General features: G+C 32.7%; 6 protein-coding genes, 2 tRNA genes and 3 rRNA genes. All 11 read right to left on the bottom strand.

What is annotated here, in order from left to right; translation table 11 throughout:
- Positions 1-13: 13 nt before the first annotated feature.
- Positions 14-2,728 (bottom strand): pentapeptide repeat-containing protein, encoded by a 2,715-nt coding sequence (locus tag OT390_RS00180; RefSeq protein ID WP_406611490.1) that lies wholly within the window; start codon positions 2,726-2,728, stop codon positions 14-16.
- Positions 2,728-6,474, bottom strand: a complete 3,747-nt coding sequence (locus OT390_RS00175; protein ID WP_406611489.1) for a class I SAM-dependent DNA methyltransferase — start codon at positions 6,472-6,474, stop codon at positions 2,728-2,730. Before OT390_RS00175 ends, OT390_RS00180 begins: the two co-directional genes overlap by 1 nt.
- A gap of 60 nt (positions 6,475-6,534) precedes the next feature.
- A complete protein-coding gene (locus tag OT390_RS00170; protein WP_100608639.1) occupies positions 6,535-7,932 on the bottom strand; it encodes a PD-(D/E)XK nuclease family protein in 1,398 nt (465 codons plus the stop codon).
- Between the two features lie 105 nt (positions 7,933-8,037).
- Positions 8,038-8,154, bottom strand: a 5S ribosomal RNA gene (gene rrf / locus OT390_RS00165).
- Between the two features lie 255 nt (positions 8,155-8,409).
- A 23S ribosomal RNA gene (locus tag OT390_RS00160) occupies positions 8,410-11,316 on the bottom strand.
- A gap of 533 nt (positions 11,317-11,849) precedes the next feature.
- A tRNA-Ile gene (locus tag OT390_RS00155) sits at positions 11,850-11,926 on the bottom strand.
- 8 nt (positions 11,927-11,934) lie between these two features.
- Positions 11,935-12,010 (bottom strand) — tRNA-Ala (locus OT390_RS00150).
- Between the two features lie 102 nt (positions 12,011-12,112).
- A 16S ribosomal RNA gene (locus tag OT390_RS00145) occupies positions 12,113-13,625 on the bottom strand.
- The 16S, 23S and 5S rRNA genes sit together here with 2 tRNA genes alongside, the layout of an rRNA operon.
- A 595-nt stretch (positions 13,626-14,220) precedes the next feature.
- Entirely contained in the window at positions 14,221-15,228 is a 1,008-nt protein-coding gene (locus tag OT390_RS00140) for a type II asparaginase (RefSeq protein WP_260629698.1), read from the bottom strand.
- An 83-nt stretch (positions 15,229-15,311) separates the two neighbouring features.
- On the bottom strand, positions 15,312-16,883 hold the full coding sequence (gene recJ / locus OT390_RS00135; RefSeq protein ID WP_002855578.1) for a single-stranded-DNA-specific exonuclease RecJ: 1,572 nt from the start codon (positions 16,881-16,883) through the stop codon (positions 15,312-15,314).
- Entirely contained in the window at positions 16,870-18,501 is a 1,632-nt protein-coding gene (locus tag OT390_RS00130; protein WP_002855601.1) for a CTP synthase, read from the bottom strand. Before OT390_RS00130 ends, recJ begins: the two co-directional genes overlap by 14 nt.
- Positions 18,502-18,511: the final 10 nt, after the last annotated feature.

Genomic DNA, 18,511 nt, shown 5'->3' with positions numbered 1-18,511 from the left:
TAAGCTTTAAAGCTTAGCTTGGCACTATGGAATTTTTTCGTGCGGTTTTTTGGAGTGAAAATATACAAAGCAAAAGTATAATGCCATATAAAACACCAGTGGATTTTATGGTGTTTTCTGTAATCTCGTCTTGATTTATAATCTTTAAAATCCCTTCAAAACTTGATTTAAATTTCAAAAGAGCCAAGACACTTTTTAATTTATCTTGACTGTCTTTTTGATCAAAAAGAGCCATTTGCTCAGGTGATAGTTTTTCAGATATAGAAAAATTACTTTTTATCGCATATAAAATATCTATTTCTTGACTAAAATTTAATTTTAAAAATTTATTAAGTTGAGCAGATACAACGCTATTGTTGTTTTTATTGTCTATCTCTTCTATGATATTTTTTACATTTGATGTGTTATTTTCTAGTTCATTTAAAACCTTTTTATAATCACTTTCATATTTATCATTATACATTTTAGATAAAATTTCTTTTAATTTTTCTTTATTTGCCATTATCAAAGCTTTAGCTGAATTTAACTCTGTAAAAGAAATATTTTGATCTTTTAAATGGAGATTAAAATCATTTTGCAATATGCTTGCTAGATTTACAATAGCACTCGCATTTAAATCATTTAAACTTTTTTCAAATTGACTTTCATAAAGCTTATCTGATGAAAATACACCTGTAAAAGGATTTATAAATTGTGGTTTTGTTATAATCGTTGCAATAAAAATCATATAAGCAAAAAATCTCACAAGAAAAATAAATAATTTAATTTTACAAATAAAAAAAAGATAAAAAATCAATACGCCTAAAAAATAAATCAAAAAGCAAAAAATTGAAATATACTCTGATGATAAAAACAATATCATAGATATTGTAAAAGCACCACAAAGCATAAAAATCAAAATAACGGCATATTGATACAATTGTTTTTTAACATTAACAAGCATTAAAGCAAATACAAGCAAAATAATATAGCTTGCTATAATTATCGATACTGAATTAAGGGATAATATAAAATTTATGGTTTTTGAAAATACAAAACCCATAAAAGCATACAATGAAATCATTAAAATTGTAAAATTTAAAATTTTTAAGAAATTTGTATGGTGATTGCTAGTATTCCTATAAACTTGTAACAAAACACAATCAGACCACAAAGTAAAATCTAGCATCTTTCTTCCGGAAACTATTAATTTTCTTTTAATTTTATTAAATTTTATCCTCCAAAAGATTATAAATTTATTTATATCTAAAGGATAAAATGGTTTTAGAATAAATGTCAAAATTTTATATATAAAAAATACAACATAAACACAATAAAACATTATTGTAAAAAATGGAGCGACCAAAACTAACTCAACAAATATTAATATATTTACAGATAAATGTCCAATTATTTTTAATAAAAATATTATAAGAGGTATAATTTTTGAATAATTAAATTTTTCATAATCCTTAGGATTATATACTTGATTTTTAGATTCTTTTTTTAAATTGTCATTTTTATTTTTACTTAATTGAATTTCCAATTCTTTCTCTTTCGCATAAAGTTCTAATTTATGCCATTCTTGAACTTCTAATTTATTGTTTTGAGTAATTAAAACATCTTTTATAACCCTGAAAGAGTCTTTTAAATTTTTGGCATATCTTAATTGGTGTTCGTTTTGAATTTTAAAAATCTCTTTTTCATCTTGTATTCCTTTGGTTTCGTTTTTGTAACTTTCATCTTTATAATTATCTTCTATATATTGTTCTAATGATTTAAAATCTAATTTGTCTATATTTACATTTGTTAAATTTACAGCTTTTGGTTCCTTAAAATAACAAGCACTGAAATTTGGAACTTTTTCAAATCTCACCCCATAAAAACTAGCTGTTTTTTCAAATTCACACTCGTGAAAATCAACATAATCTTTAAAGTGAGCATTGTTAAAATAAATATTATTGGTAATTTTAGAATTATGGAAATCAACCTTATTCTCAAAAATACAATCTTTAAATAATGTATTTTGCGCATTATTATAGTATTTATTATCAGGCAATGGTGTGCCTGATGCAAAATAACTGAAATCAACTTCATTTTTAAAGATACAATTTGAAAAATCAACTCCATTGTGAAATTCTTTATATTTATTATCTTTTAAAAAACGCAAAGATACTTTGGATTCAAATTCGCAATGAGAAAAATTTAATCTTTCAAAGCAATTACAATTTATATAAACTTCTTTCTTAAAAATACTTTTATAATTTTTCCCTTCATAACCATATCTATTTTTTAAATCCTCAAGAACATTTTTAGGAATAGCTTTGGAATCTCCTATAATTTGATAAGAAAAAAAACAAGCAGGAATAAAATTTTGCATAAATGAGAGCGTCTTTAGTGCTTCTTTATCTTTATTGTCTTCATTTTCTCCTATAAATGTATTTAATATCAATCCAAAATTAAAATGATAGATAATATTATTTTCATCTTCTATTTTATCTATAATTTTTACATCATTAAAATTGTTTTTATTATTTTTTTCTAAAACTTCATAAATGATATATGAGTGCAATGGTTTAGCTAATCCTCCAACATCTAACTTTCCATCTAAAGTTGCAATTTTTTCTGCATTAATTTCTATAAATTTCATAATATTTAAAGAAATAATTAAATTTTCATTTTCTAAACCCATTATAAAAATACCGCTATTTGGTATTTCTAGTTCGATTTCATATATATTTCTTTCCATTATTTCCCTTCTATGATTTTTATTTCTTCTTCGGTTAAGTTATAGAGTTTATAAACGATGGAATTGATTTTATTTTCTAACTCTTGGGTGTTTGCGTTTTTGTCTTGTTCTTTGGCTTTTAAAATTTCATCGGCTAAATTTATAAGCTCGTCGGCTATTTTTTGATTTTTAGAATTTATTTTTGGTATAGGAAGTTTTTCTACAAATATTTTACTCATTTCATAACCACTAGCACCTAATTTCGCTCCAATTTGCTTAAAACAATAAAAATTAACATTAGAATTTAGTAATGCCGTTAAATATAACAATTCTTTTTTATTATTTGATTGATGAGATAAGATAAAACATTTTTGATTTAACAAAAAGAATTCATTGTCAAAAAACGCTATAAATTCCTTATTCATATTTGGATACACTATCTTTTCTTTTTCAAATTCTTCATAATAAGCGATACTATCTTGAGTTTCAAACCATTTATTGCTAGTTTTCTTTCTACAACCTTTTTCTCCGCTTTGTTCTATGCGTGGTAAAAATTGAGATAAATATTGCTTTAAAGCAGGATATTGTTCTATACCGATTTTTAAACTTGGAAAAGTTCCTATCACCCAAAGTCCCGCCCACTCGTAACTATATCTTTTTATATCGCGTCCGCGTAGCATTTTGCGTATGAGTTTAGCGGTGCGTTCTTTTTCGGCTTCATCTTTGCAATTTGCTAAAATTTCATTTCTTTTTTCAGTGGTGATGATAAAGGCTTCATTATAGCCTGTTAAAATTCCACGATATATATTAAGTCCTTGCCATTCTTTAAGCGGAGTTCCTATGCGTTCTATCTTAGCCTTTAAGGCACTAGTATTCTCATCGCTAAAAGTGAAGCTTTCTTTGCTTAAAGAATTTTGCGAAAATTCTGCAAAGTCCTTATATAAGCCAATGTCATAAGCACAAGTTTTTAAAATTTCATTGCTTAGGGCAAGGTATTTGAATTTATTATCTTTGCTTTTTGATTTTTCAAAACAAAGTATAGAAGTATCTACCGTAGCACTATCAAAAACTTTTATGCCATTTAAATCGGTGTATTCTAAAACCTTAACATTTTTAAGCAAAAATTCACGCAAAGCTTCCCCATATCCTGCACGCGTGTATTTATTAGAAGTGATATAGCTCAATACCCCTCCCCTATCTTTTAAAACATTAAATCCTAGTTCATAAAAATAAGTATAAATATCGCTCGTACCTTTATAAACCTTATAATTTTTAGCTAAATGGGACTTGAGTTCTTTAAGCTCTTCTTGTCTTATATAAGGTGGATTGCCGATGATGAGATTAAAGCCTTTGAAATTTCCATCATCGTCCAAAATTTCAGGGAATTCAAAACGCCATTCAAAAGGATGATTGCTTTCTAGGTTAAAGATATTGTCGTATTCTTTTTTAAGATTTGCAAATTCTTTTGTGGCTTCTTTTTCATCAAAGTCAAAAAGAGTCAAATTCGCACTAACAAAGAATTTCAAATTTTCATCATCTACGGCTAAGAAATTTCCGTATTTTTTAGAGTATTTTTCACATTTATCGTTAAAGCCTTTCATTTCTTTTTTAAATTTATCTGCAAAGCAGAAATTTTTAAAAGAAATTTTGAGATTTTTTATCTCTTGGTTGATGCGGCTTTTATCTGTGTAAAAGCCTTCTTTATAGTCTTTTACTATGCGTTTGTATTTGCCCATACGTTCTTTGATGTTAGGGTAGTGGCTTAGACTTTTGCCTGTTTCAAAGTAAGATACCAAAGAATTTCCGCATTTTATGTTTATATCGATATTTGGCAGGGTTTTAAGATCGTGATAATTCTCATCATCAAAGCTTTGATAAAAGCTATGTTTTAAAAGCTCTATCCAAAGCCTTAGCTTGGTGATCTCGCATGAGTTGGGGTTAATATCGACTCCAAAAAGGTTGTTTTCTATGATGTCTTTTTTAGTGTGAAAAAGTTCTTGTTGGATAAGATGGGCTTTATCTTTAGGTGTTTTTGGGCGTTTATACTCTATAAACTCGCCTTTTCTACCCGTGATGAGAATTTCATCGTTTTGCACTTCTAGATAAAATTCTTCATCAAAAAGATTTAGCTCATCATAAATGCTTAACATAACATTTAAAGCAGAAACCAAAAAATGCCCGCTTCCCACCGCAGGATCGCAAATTTTTATAGAGTTTAAAAGCTCTTTTTGTGCTTTTTTATCTTCTTTTCTTAAAGACTTTCTTAATTCGTTTATATCTTTAGCATCAAGATCAAATTGAGCGTTGAATTTATCAAGCACAACTTTTGTGATGCTTTCTTTGCACATATAAGAAGTGATAAAGCTTGGCGTGTAAAAGCTTCCTTCTTTGTAGCCATTGAGTTTTTCAAACACATTTCCTAAAACACTTGAACTTATGAGTTCTTTTTGGCTTAAAATTTCGCTTTGCTCATCATCGCTACCAAAATCAAAACTATCCAAAAATTCAAACAAGTATTCTAAAAGCCCCACTTGTCCTTTTTTAGCCTTGCATTTATCATCTTTTAGCACGGTGTTTTTATAGTAAAAAAGCTTTAAGTCATTGCTTAAGCTTGAAATTTCAAGTGTGTTTTCTATGCTTTGTTTTTCAAACAAAGAAGAATTTAGATAAGGTAGATAAGCAAATTCGCTTTTCTTTCTTGTGCTTTTTTCTTTGGCTAAAACTTCAAAGAAAAGTTCGCTAAGCTTGTCAAAATCAGGGATTTTTTTGAAATTTAAAAATTTCAAATTTTTATCATCATTAAAACGCACCAAATTTGACTCTATAAGCTTTAAAAACAAAATGCGATTAAGCCATAAGATCAAAAGTTTTAAGATGGTTTCAAAATTTTCTTCTTTGAGCTTAGAGTTTATAGCGGTGTAGAAAGTTCCTTGCTCTTCTTTGCTTTCTTCACTTTTTGCGATGATGAGTTTTGAATTTTGTTTGCTCTCACAAAGCCCTAAGATATATAAAAGCTCTTTGTAAAAAGCATTGTTGAGTGAATTTGCATCGTTGGGGTTAAACTCACTTAGCAAAAAGTCTCTATGAAAAGTTTTATAAATACTTGCTAGGTTTTTAAAATTTGATTTTTGTTTGTCTTTTAAAAACGTCAAGTCAATCAAAAAGCCTTTTAAGTTTTCTTTGGAATTTTCTATGAGTTTGGCTACTTCTTTATAGAATTCTTCAGTATTACCTTTGAAAAGTGAATTTGGATTACAAAATTCTTCAAAAAGTTTTTTAAAACTTGGATTTTTATAAAAAAGCTCTTCAAACTCACTAATTTTAAAAATGTAAAATTTATAAAAATCTGTGATGATAATAAATTTTAAGCTAAAACTATACTCTCTATTTCTAAAATAATATAAAATAGTCTCGTGTAAGGCTTTAGAATTTACCTTTGTATGAGTGATAAATTCTTTTGAATTTGGCTTTTTAGCCTCAATAAGAACTTCTAAGTCTTTACTAAACTCATCTTTAGAGATGGATAAGTCAATCTCACTTTTGCCTTTTTGCTTGGTTTTGATGTGAGTTTTGAAATTTAACATGGTTAAAAATGGACTAAGTGCATTAGCTACAAGATAATCTTCATTTTCACTTTGCGAACTTTCAAGTCTTTCTAGATATTGCATTAAAGCCTTGTTAAATATATCAAATTCATTTTGCATGATTTGCTTTTTGCGGTAGTATGGGTTGAAAAAATCTTTTTCATTTAGCAAAGTGAAATGCATTTTTAACCTTTATAAAAAATATTTTGTATTTTATCAAATTTTACTTTTATATAAAATTTTTTAAGAATTTAATATATCATTAATACCTTTATATGCTTCCTGTATAGGTTTTTTAATAAAAAAATCATTTAAAATTTGAATAAAATCTTTTTTAGAATTTTGATTTTCAATCAACCAATAAATAAAAGCGTATTCTCCTTCTAATTTTTCATTGTTTATTAATTTATCACAATAATAGTGATTTTGATATTTTCTAACATTTTCTTCTTTTACATCTTTAAATAATTTTAAACATTCTTTATATTTTTCATTTTCTATATCTTCTTCATCATCATTTGAAATTTCAAATGTCAAACCAATAATATCATAGTATTTTTTTTTAAAATAAATATATATACATGGATATATGCTTTCATTCTTATAATCAATAGGATAAAATATAAACACACCATGATTAACACGATTTTCTTCTATTTTATTGCCGATAAAAGTTATATCACCTATTTTAATTTCCTTGTGTTCAAAACTATCAAAAAATTCTTCTATTATATATTCGCAGATGTTACTCCATTTATGCTGGATAATATCTTTAGCTTTCTTATAGTTTTCTTCATTTAAATTTTTAAGCTCTGATTTGTTTTTGTTATATCTATATAAAATCATCGCATTTTTTAAATTTTGCATTTTTATATTGTCTTGAAAAATAAATTCTAATACATCATCTCTTTGAGTATACTCATCTGTCATATACCATTGTAAAATACTTTTGTATTGATTTAGAGTAAAAATAATGTTTTGTATATCAAGAATAAATTTTTGATCTTTGGTTGATTTTTCTTCATATATTTTTATACACTCATCAATCCATTCCTTAATCCATATATAATCCATCTTCAAATAATAGCTAACATTATTTTCATTTTTATCTTTAATCAAATTTGTCTTTATTGTAAAATTTCCCAAACTATAATCACTAGGACTAGCACACTCATCTTGATGCAAATATATAGTCAATATGTTTTTATAACAATCTTTTATATTTTTGATATTTTTTCTTACAAAATTAATATAATCTTTCAATTGATTTTTTTGATCTTTTGCATAAATTTTATTTTCTATTATAATATATCTTTTATCACTTAATGTTATTAAAATATCTATCCTTCTATTATCTTTTATGCAGGCTTCTGTTTCTACGCTTTTTATATCTTCTATGTTTAAATTTTCAAATTTCGTATTTACTAAACTCTTACCAAGTTTTTCTAAAAATACCTTTGCAAAATTTTTTTGATAATGATCCTTATTTATATCAATTAAATAAGCTATAAATTTAGAATGATAATTTTCTTTTGTTTCGATATTCAAAGCATCAAATATATTTATATCACTCAAACCATTATTCACATCTTTTTCAAATTTAATATCTTCTTCAAGCAACCTTTCAATAAATTTTTCCATGTATCACTTTCCAAATTTTATACAATTTTACATGTAAATAAATTTTTAATTACAAACTAAAAAAACTGATTATTAATTTTATAGGCAAGTTAAGTAGAATTAACAAGTCCGCAATGAGCTACTTTCCCCCTGCCAGTAAGGCGTAGTATCATCACCCACGATGTGCTTAGCTTCTTGGTTCGGGATGGAGCAAGGCGTTTCCACATCTGTATAATCACGGACATTGTTATTTAAATATTCTTTGAAAGATTGAATTTAAGAATAAAACTTAATCTTTTATTCCTTTACTTTTTTCTTTATTCTCTTTCTTCTTTTCTTATCTTTTATCTTTGATAAGTTTTTATATAGAATACTTAAAAAACAATGTTAAGAGCAAGTTCTAATACAAACTCTACTTGAAAGATTTCTATTAAACTCTAAATATTATCTATATTCAAAGTCTTCTTAAAAACCTTAACAAGGAAGTGATGCTTTATTAAAGATAAGCCAAACGCTCTATTAGTACTGGTCAGCTAAAGGACTTTCATCCATTACACACCCAGCCTATCAAACTAGTAGTCTTCTAGAGAGCTTAGAGAAGATTCATCTTAGAGTTGGCTTCACGCTTAGATGCTTTCAGCGTTTATCCTTTCCAAACTTAGCTACGCTGCGATGCTCTTGGCAGAACAACAGCTACACCAGTGGTTTGTTCAACCCGGTCCTCTCGTACTAGGGTCAAATCTCTTCAATCTTCTTACGCCCACGGCAGATAGGGACCGAACTGTCTCACGACGTTCTGAACCCAGCTCGCGTACCGCTTTAAATGGCGAACAGCCATACCCTTGGGACCTGCTCCAGCCCCAGGATGCGATGAGCCGACATCGAGGTGCCAAACCTCCCCGTCGATGTGAGCTCTTGGGGGAGATCAGCCTGTTATCCCCGGGGTACCTTTTATCCTTTGAGCGATGGCCCTTCCACACAGAACCACCGGATCACTAAGACCGACTTTCGTCTCTGCTTGACTTGTATGTCTTGCAGTTAAGCTGGCTTATACCTTTATACTCTACGAACGATTTCCAACCGTTCTGAGCCAACCTTTGTAAGCCTCCGTTATTATTTGGGAGGCGACCGCCCCAGTCAAACTACCCACCAGACATTGTCCCACTTGAGGATAACTCAAGCTGGTTAGCTACCCAAATAAGAAAGAGTGGTATCTCAACAATGGCTCATATACAACTGGCGTCATATACTCAAAGCCTCCCACCTATCCTGCACATTCTTATCCAAGTAGCAGTGTCAAGCTGTAGTAAAGGTCCACGGGGTCTTTCCGTCTTGCCGCGGGTAGGAGGAATTTTCACCTCCACTACAATTTCACTGGATCCCTCTTTGAGACAGCTCCCATCTCGTTACGCCATTCATGCAGGTCGGTATTTAACCGACAAGGAATTTCGCTACCTTAGGACCGTTATAGTTACGGCCGCCGTTTACTCGGGCTTCGATCAAGAGCTTCGCTAATGCTAACCCCATCAATTAACCTTCGAGCACCGGGCAGGCGTCACACCCTATACATCCTCTTACGAGTTAGCAGAGTGCTGTGTTTTTGGTAAACAGTCGGGAGGGACTCTTTGTTGTAAGTTTCCTTGCTTTCGGAGTAAATCCTAATACAAAGCTAACCACACCTTATACCGAAGATACGGTGCTATTTTGCAGAGTTCCTTAAAGAGAGTTCTTCCACGCGCCTTAGAATACTCATCCCACCCACCTGTGTCGGTTTACGGTACGGGCAACATTAGCTAAACTTAGAAACTTTTCTTGGCTCGACGGCATCAGGGGTTCTTCTATCCATCCGAAGACTTCAAAAAGCCTTTCAGTTCTCGGAGTATTGTTATACGGATTTGCCTGTATAACCTCCTACGACCTTAGACTAGCACTTCCATCCGCTAGCCCCCTTAGCCCTAAGCGTCCTTCCATCGCACACTAATGTTGGTATTGGAATATTAACCAATTTGCCATCGTCTACCCCTTTCGGACTCGACTTAGGACCCGACTAACCCTACGATGACGAGCATCGCGTAGGAAACCTTGGGTTTACGGCGTTAATGATTCTCACATTAATTATCGCTACTCATGCCTGCATGCTCACTTCTATTCGCTCCAGCACTCCTTACCGGTATACCTTCGACGCAAATAGAACGCTCTCCTACCACTTAGTAAACTAAGTCTACAGCTTCGGTACTTACTTTAGCCCCGTTATATTTTCCGCGCAAAATCACTAGACCAGTGAGCTATTACGCTTTCTTTAAAGGATGGCTGCTTCTAAGCCAACCTCCTGGTTGTTTAAGTAACTTCACATCGTTTTCCACTTAAGTAAGATTTAGGGACCTTAGCTGGTAGTCTGGGTTGTTTCCCTCTTGACGACGGATTTTATCACTCGCCGCCTGACTGCTGTGATTACATATAAGGTATTCGGAGTTTGATAGGGTTTGGTACATTGGTGTATGCCCTAGCCCATTCAGTGCTCTACCCCCTTATATTACGACACAACGCTATACCTAAATATATTTCGGAGAGAACCAGCTATCACGAAGTTTGATTGGCCTTTCACCCCTATCCACAAGTCATCCCGGGGCTTTTCAACGCCTATGGGTTCAGTCCTCCACTAGTTCTTACACTAGCTTCAACTTGCTCATGGATAGATCACTTCGTTTCGGGTCTGCAGCATCTGACTAAGCGCCCTATTCAGACTCGCTTTCGCTACGGCTTCGCGTTTGCTTAACCTTGCCAGACACCACAACTCGCAGGCTCATTATGCAAAAGGCAGTCCATCACCCTGTATTGCTACATAGGGCTCTGAATGATTGTAAGCAAATGGTTTCAGGTTCTATTTCACTCTGATCACCTCAGTTCTTTTCACCTTTCCCTCACGGTACTTGTGCACTATCGATCTGGTATTAGTATTTAGGGTTGGATCGTGGTCGACCCGGATTCAGACAGGATTCCTCGTGTCCCGCCCTACTCAGGATACTGCTAGCTAAGGTTTGTTTTTCGCATACGGGACTATCACCCTCTATGGTTATACTTTCCAGAATGTTCTGCTAAACTTACCTCTTGCACATTGCAGTCCTACAACCCCCAGTGCAAGCACTGGGTTTGCCCTCTTGCGCTTTCGCTCGCCGCTACTGACGCAATCTCTATTGATTTCTTTTCCTGAGGGTACTAAGATGTTTCAATTCCCCTCGTTCGCTCCTATATAGGTAATGTATATCTCTATACATTGGGTTGCCCCATTCGGAAATCTACGGATCAAAGCTTCTTGACAGCTCCCCGTAGCTTATCGCAGTCTAGTACGTCCTTCATCGCCTTTACCAGTCAAGGCATCCACCATTCGCTCTTAGTAGCTTACCTTTTTTACCTTTTATTATTGATTCTAAAACGCATCACTTCCTTGTTAAAGTTTTTATGATAAGACTTCTTTATCTTAAGACGGAAAGCATTCAAACACTTAATATAAAACTAAATGATTTAGTCTCAACTAAGCTGTGAGTTTGAAACTTGTCTTTAATTTATAATCCTTAAATCTAATATTCTCTTTATTCATAGAAGAGAAGACAGCTAAAAGTTAAGTTAAACTAAAGAAAAGATAAATAGGTTTTATCCTTTAACAAGTCCTGTAAAATTGTTTTTATTAAAACTTGCTTGTGACTCTTAACAATGATAATTAAAAGAACATTTAGGTTTAAAACCTAAAGGAAGTATATATATTAACATAATCATTATAAATATAAATGCATAATGTATATGCTACTTATATCTATTAAAGTATATTCTTTTATAGTTAAAGATAAAAATAAATCTAAGTATAGAGTTTATATTTTATATTTAATCTATTTTATATACTTGCTTTAGATTTTAAAGCTTCTTTATTCAAATCTTTTTTATGGTGGGCCTAACAAGACTTGAACTTGTGACCTCACCCTTATCAGGGGTGCACTCTAACCAGCTGAGCTATAGGCCCTTAATAAATGGTGGAGAATAGCGGGATCGAACCGCTGACCTCCTGCGTGCAAAGCAGGCGCTCTCCCAGCTGAGCTAATTCCCCATAAACAATTAGCTTTATCATCAATCTTTGAAATCTAAACAAGAATCAATTGAGTTTATATATTGAAGTAATAGTTGTGAGACTTATTACTTTGTACTCTAGAAAGGAGGTGATCCAACCGCAGGTTCTCCTACGGTTACCTTGTTACGACTTCACCCCAGTCGCTGATTCCACTGTGGACGGTAACTAGTTTAGTATTCCGGCTTCGAGTGAAATCAACTCCCATGGTGTGACGGGCGGTGAGTACAAGACCCGGGAACGTATTCACCGTAGCATGGCTGATCTACGATTACTAGCGATTCCGGCTTCATGCTCTCGAGTTGCAGAGAACAATCCGAACTGGGACATATTTTATAGATTTGCTCCACCTCGCGGTATTGCGTCTCATTGTATATGCCATTGTAGCACGTGTGTCGCCCTGGGCATAAGGGCCATGATGACTTGACGTCGTCCACACCTTCCTCCTCCTTACGAAGGCAGTCTATTTAGAGTGCTCGGCCGAACCGTTAGCAACTAAATACGTGGGTTGCGCTCGTTGCGGGACTTAACCCAACATCTCACGACACGAGCTGACGACAGCCGTGCAGCACCTGTCTCTAAGTTCTAGCAAGCTAGCACCCTCTTATCTCTAAAAGGTTCTTAGGATATCAAGCCCAGGTAAGGTTCTTCGCGTATCTTCGAATTAAACCACATGCTCCACCGCTTGTGCGGGTCCCCGTCTATTCCTTTGAGTTTTAATCTTGCGACCGTACTCCCCAGGCGGTACACTTAATGCGTTAGCTGCATTACTGAGATGACTAGCACCCCAACAACTAGTGTACATCGTTTAGGGCGTGGACTACCAGGGTATCTAATCCTGTTTGCTCCCCACGCTTTCGCGCCTTAGCGTCAGTTGAGTTCCAGCAGATCGCCTTCGCAATGGGTATTCTTGGTGATATCTACGGATTTTACCCCTACACCACCAATTCCATCTGCCTCTCCCTCACTCTAGACTATCAGTTTCCCAAGCAGTTTAATGGTTAAGCCATTAGATTTCACAAGAGACTTGATAATCCGCCTACGCGCCCTTTACGCCCAGTGATTCCGAGTAACGCTTGCACCCTCCGTATTACCGCGGCTGCTGGCACGGAGTTAGCCGGTGCTTATTCCTTAGGTACCGTCAGAATTCTTCCCTAAGAAAAGGAGTTTACGCTCCGAAAAGTGTCATCCTCCACGCGGCGTTGCTGCGTCAGGGTTTCCCCCATTGCGCAATATTCCCTACTGCTGCCTCCCGTAGGAGTCTGGACCGTGTCTCAGTTCCAGTGTGACTGATCATCCTCTCAGACCAGTTAAGCGTCATAGCCTTGGTAAGCCATTACCTTACCAACTAGCTGATACTATATAGTCTCATCCTACACCGAAAAACTTTCCCTACTCAACTTGTGTTAAGCAGGAGTATAGAGTATTAGCAGTCGTTTCCAACTGTTGTCCTCTTGTGTAGGGCAGATTAACTATACCTTACTCACCCGTGCGCCACTAATCCACTTCTAGCAAGCTAGAAGCTTCATCGTTCGACTTGCATGTATTAGGCACGCCGCCAGCGTTCACTCTGAGCCAGGATCAAACTCTCCATAAAAATTATAGATAGTTTAATCTTTTTCTTCAAAGAAAAAGTTATGAAAGATTAAAAGAAAAGCTTTTAATCTTTTTAATTATTAGATTGAATAGATTTTACATAATTGCTTATGCCTAAATCTTTTCTGGCTCAATCGATCACTTATTTAGATTTCAAAGATTGACTAATAAGATTTGAATAACAATACTAAGTTAAAAGAACAAAACAAAAAATCATTTTTAAAAGAAAAGTTTTTAAATTAAAAAACAAGATTTATAAAAAAGCTTTTAGTTTATAAGACAAAAACCAAAAGAGTTAATTTATAAAATCTACTAAGCTAGTGAAACTTTATAATTTAAAAGATTTTAAGTCCTTTTTTCAAAAAAAGGAAATGAAAGTATAACCAATTAAACTTAAAAGTGTATTAAACAAAGGATTAAATAGTATAAATATTTGTGTAAGTATTTATATTAAGTATTTGGTGGGTTTAAAAATGGCGGGGGGGGGGGATTTTAAATGATAATAAAAAATACAAGATATAATATACTATTAATAGGATTGAAAGGCTTGACTTAGGGAAGATAAGTTCCCTAAGTTTAGAAATATTTAAAAAATTTTAATATTTTAAAAAATACTCTTGAATTTTTTTAGGATCACTTGTTTTTGTAAGTGCTAACATAAGCAAAACTCTTGCTTTTTGAGGATTTAAATCTTCAGCACTAATAAAACCTAATTTTTCATCTGAATCACTCACAGCAACACAACCTGCTACGACCCTTGAACTTACAACAACCTTAAGCCCTTTTTTTAAAAGCTCTTTTAAAACATCTTTTTGATTTTTGTGTATACTTCCTGCTCCACTTCCTGCAACAACTATGCCCTTAGTTCCATGTTCAAATAAAGCTTTTGCAGCGACACCACTACCATCATTTGAATAGCTATAAAGAATATCTACTTTTGGCAAACTTGTGAGTTTGCTTACATCAAAAGGAGCATTTTTTGTGTGAGCTTTAGTAACATTATTATAGAAAAAGACTTTACCATCTACTATATAACCCAAATCCCCAAAATCAGGAGAAGAGAAAGCATCAACATTTAAACTATGAGTTTTTACTACGCCTCTAGCGCTTAAAATTTTATCATTTATAGCTACCATAACACCCTTATTCTTAGCTTCTTTATTGACAACTAATGCCACTGCATTATAAAGATTTTTCGGACCATCCGCACTTATAGCAGTTGATGGACGCATAGCGCCAACTAGAACTACGGGCTTATCACTTTTAATGGTTAAATTTAAAAAATAAGCAGTTTCTTCCATAGTATCAGTACCATGAGTTATCACCACACCGTCTATCCCCTCAGCAAAAAGCTTAGCAATTTTTTTAGCAAGCCTTAACCAAATTTCATCACACATATTTGAACTATCAATATTTGCTATTTGCTCCCAACTAATATCTGCTAAATCTCTAATTTGCGGAACTGCTTTAATTAATACATCTATATCAATGGCTCCGGCCGCATATCCTGTTGTAGCAATAGTGCTATCAATGAAGCCTGCTATCGTTCCGCCTGTTCCTAAAATAGCAATCCTTGATTTAGCTTTTTTCATACATACTCCTATAAAAAGACAACATATAAATAATTTTTTAATCTCTTGTATATTAATTTTTTAATGTTATTAATGCAAATTATAAGTAAAAATTTTTATAAAATCTCTTTAACAACAAACTGTGGAGTTACCATTCCCCTAAATTCATTCTTAGAAATACTTCCAAGCAAAGAAATATTTTGATTCAATTCTGGCTCTTTATCAAAATTAAAAAATAAAGCTTCTATGGTTTTATTTTCCTTAGTTAAAACAAGCTTTAAGTGTTTTTCATCTTTACCTAGAAGTTTTTTATTTTTTACACAAAGATTTTCTAAAACAAAAAAAGGTCGTGGATTTTTATGTCCAAAAGGTTCAAAAGATTCTAAAATTTCAAGCATTTCAAAATCAATTTCGCTAGGTTCTAAGATTCCTAAAATTTCATCTGTATCCAAAAATTCACTTTCAGAAATTTGCGAACATTCTTTTTTGATTTTATTTTTAAATTGTTCAAAATTTTCAGAGTTTAAACTGATTCCAGCAGCACCTTTATGGCCACCATAATTGCTTAATATAGAATTTGTCTTAGAAATTAAAGCTAAAATATCAATCTTGCCAACACTTCTTGCGCTGCCTTTTAAGTGTTCTTCATTTTGAGAAAATACAAAAGCAGGTTTATTAAAATGTTTAGCTAAACGACTTGCCACAATCCCTAAAACACCTTCATGCCAATTTAAACCCGATACCACAATACAAGAATCGTTTTCATCGATTTGATTTAAACTATCTTCAAAAAGCTGTTTTTCTTCATCTTTACGACTTTCATTAAAACTAACAATTTGCTCTAGATATTCTAAAGCTTTATTAAAATCTTTAGTGTGTAAAAATTCATAAGAAATACTTGCATCATCCATTCTTCCAGCACTATTTATAAGCGGAGCAATTAAAAATCCTATATTATCAAGAGCAAATTTATCCTTTTGATAATAATGCTTAATAGCCCTAAAAGCAGCCCTTTTAGATTTGTTAATATGATCTATGCCACGCCTTACTAAAGCACGATTTAAATCTCTAAGTTCCATCATATCTGCAACAATTGCAATCGCCAAAAGTTCTAAAAATTTACACATGTCATATTTAAGCTTGCACACCTCTTTTAAAGCCGCTATCAAATACCATGCGACTTGAGCTCCACAAATTTCAATTTCTGGAAAATCACAATCTTTTTGCTTTGGATTGATAATGGCAAAAGCATCAGGTAAAACATCTTGAGGCATATGATGATCAGTGATAATCAAATCTATATTTTTTTCTTTACAGAGTTTGGCTGCTTCAAGAGCAGCTATTCCATTATCTACTGTTATTATTAAATTTACATCAAGTTCGTTGATGATCTCAGCATTTAATCCATATCCATCTTTAAAACGATTTGGAATTCTTATAATATAATCAAAACCTATATCATCGAAAAATTCTGCCATAATAACACAAGAAATGATTCCATCAACATCATAATCTCCTACTATGGCGACTTTCTCATTTTTTTCTACAGCTTCTTTGATGCGATTAGCTGCTTTATATGCATCCTTTAAACAGCATGGCAAAGGCAGATCACAAAGTTTGGTATGCAAATCTTTTTCAAAGCGTGAAGCCAAAATTTTTTTAATTTCATTTTTATTAATTATCTTCATAGTTTATAGCTGCCTTGATAAAACTGCAAATCACAGGATTAACATGCTCAAGTCTTGATGTAAATTCTGGATGAAACTGCACAGCCAAGAAAAAAGGATGACAGTTAAGCTCAACTGCTTCAATCAATCCTTTGCTTTCACCACTTACAATCAAACCGTGTTTTTCAAAATCTGCTCTATATTTTGGATTTGCTTCATAGCGATGACGATGGCGTTCTTTTACACTCTTTACTTCATTATAAACCTTGGCCAAAAGGGATTTTTCCTTGATATCACATTTATAAGCCCCTAAACGCATAGTTCCACCTAAAGGAGTTTTTGCAGTACGAATTTGTTTTTCTCCATTTGTATCCATAAATTCATCAATCAAATAAACCACAGGATTTTGGCATTTTTCATTAAATTCACTTGAATTTGCATCTTTAAGTTTTAATACATTTCTAGCAAATTCCACCAAAGCAAGCTGCATACCTAAACAAATTCCTAAAAAAGGAATTTTATTTTCTCTTGCGTATTGAATGGCTTTTATCTTACCTTCTACACCACGATATCCAAATCCCCCAGCAACCAAAATTCCACTCACATCTTTAAATACTTCAGAACTTTCCATATTTTCAAGTTTTTCACTATCTACCCATTTTAACTCCACTTTAGTATCTAGGGCTGCACCTGCGTGTATAATAGCTTCAGTAAGGCTTTTATAACTTTCTTTTAAATCCACATATTTGCCTACAAAAGCGATTTTAACTTCATTGCTTGGAGCTATAACTCTTTTTACCAAAGAGTCCCAATTTTCCATATTAGGTTTTAAATTTTTCAAATCCAAAATTTCAGCAATAGGGCTTAAAATATCTTGCTTTAAAAAATTAAGTGGAATTTGATAAATACTAGCCGCATCAACACTTTCTATCACGCAATTTTTTTCCACCCCGCAAGAAATAGCAATTTTATCTTTTAAATCTCTATCAAGAGCTTTTTCACTACGACAAATAATCATATCAGGACTAATGCCTATGCGCCTTAACTCGCCTACACTATGTTGAGTTGGCTTTGTTTTTAATTCCCCTGCAGCCTTAATAAAAGGTACTAGAGTAAGATGAATATTCATAGCATTATTTTTACCCACTTCCAAACGCAAAGCACGAATAGCTTCTAAAAAAGGCAAGCCTTCTATATCCCCAACAGTTCCGCCTATTTCAACGATAAGTATATCTTTGCCTTCTCCTGCTTTTTTAATGCGATCTTTGATTTCTCCTACTATATGAGGGATAACTTGAATGGTTTTGCCAAGATATTCTCCACGCCTTTCTTTTTCAATCACACTTTGATAAACCCGTCCTGTAGTGAAGTTATTATCTTGAGATAAACTCTCATCCAAAAAACGCTCATAATGCCCCAAATCAAGATCCGTTTCTGCTCCATCATCAGTTACAAAAACCTCTCCATGCTCAAAAGGACTCATAGTGCCTGGATCAACATTGATATAAGGATCAGCTTTTAAAATACTCACTTTAAGCCCTGAATTTTTTAAAAGTGTTGCGATAGAAGCAGCGGCTATCCCTTTACCCAAAGAACTTAAAACTCCACCTGTTACAAAAATATATTTTGTTTGTTTCATTGATAATAAG

The organism is Campylobacter sp. CFSAN122748 (genome assembly GCF_045277125.1).
GTDB lineage: Bacteria > Campylobacterota > Campylobacteria > Campylobacterales > Campylobacteraceae > Campylobacter_D > Campylobacter_D jejuni.
The sequence above is the reverse complement of the archived record's forward strand: the minus strand, read 5'-3'. Positions and strand labels throughout refer to the sequence as shown.

Bases quoted from the DNA above. Each gene is read 5' to 3' on its own strand.
- OT390_RS00180 (WP_406611490.1), bottom strand. From the start codon at position 2,728: ATGGAAAGAAATATATATGAAATCGAACTAGAAATACCAAATAGCGGT.
- OT390_RS00175 (WP_406611489.1), bottom strand. From the start codon at position 6,474: ATGCATTTCACTTTGCTAAATGAAAAAGATTTTTTCAACCCATACTAC.
- OT390_RS00170 (WP_100608639.1), bottom strand. From the start codon at position 7,932: ATGGAAAAATTTATTGAAAGGTTGCTTGAAGAAGATATTAAATTTGAA.
- recJ (WP_002855578.1), bottom strand. From the start codon at position 16,883: ATGAAGATAATTAATAAAAATGAAATTAAAAAAATTTTGGCTTCACGC.
- OT390_RS00130 (WP_002855601.1), bottom strand. From the start codon at position 18,501: ATGAAACAAACAAAATATATTTTTGTAACAGGTGGAGTTTTAAGTTCT.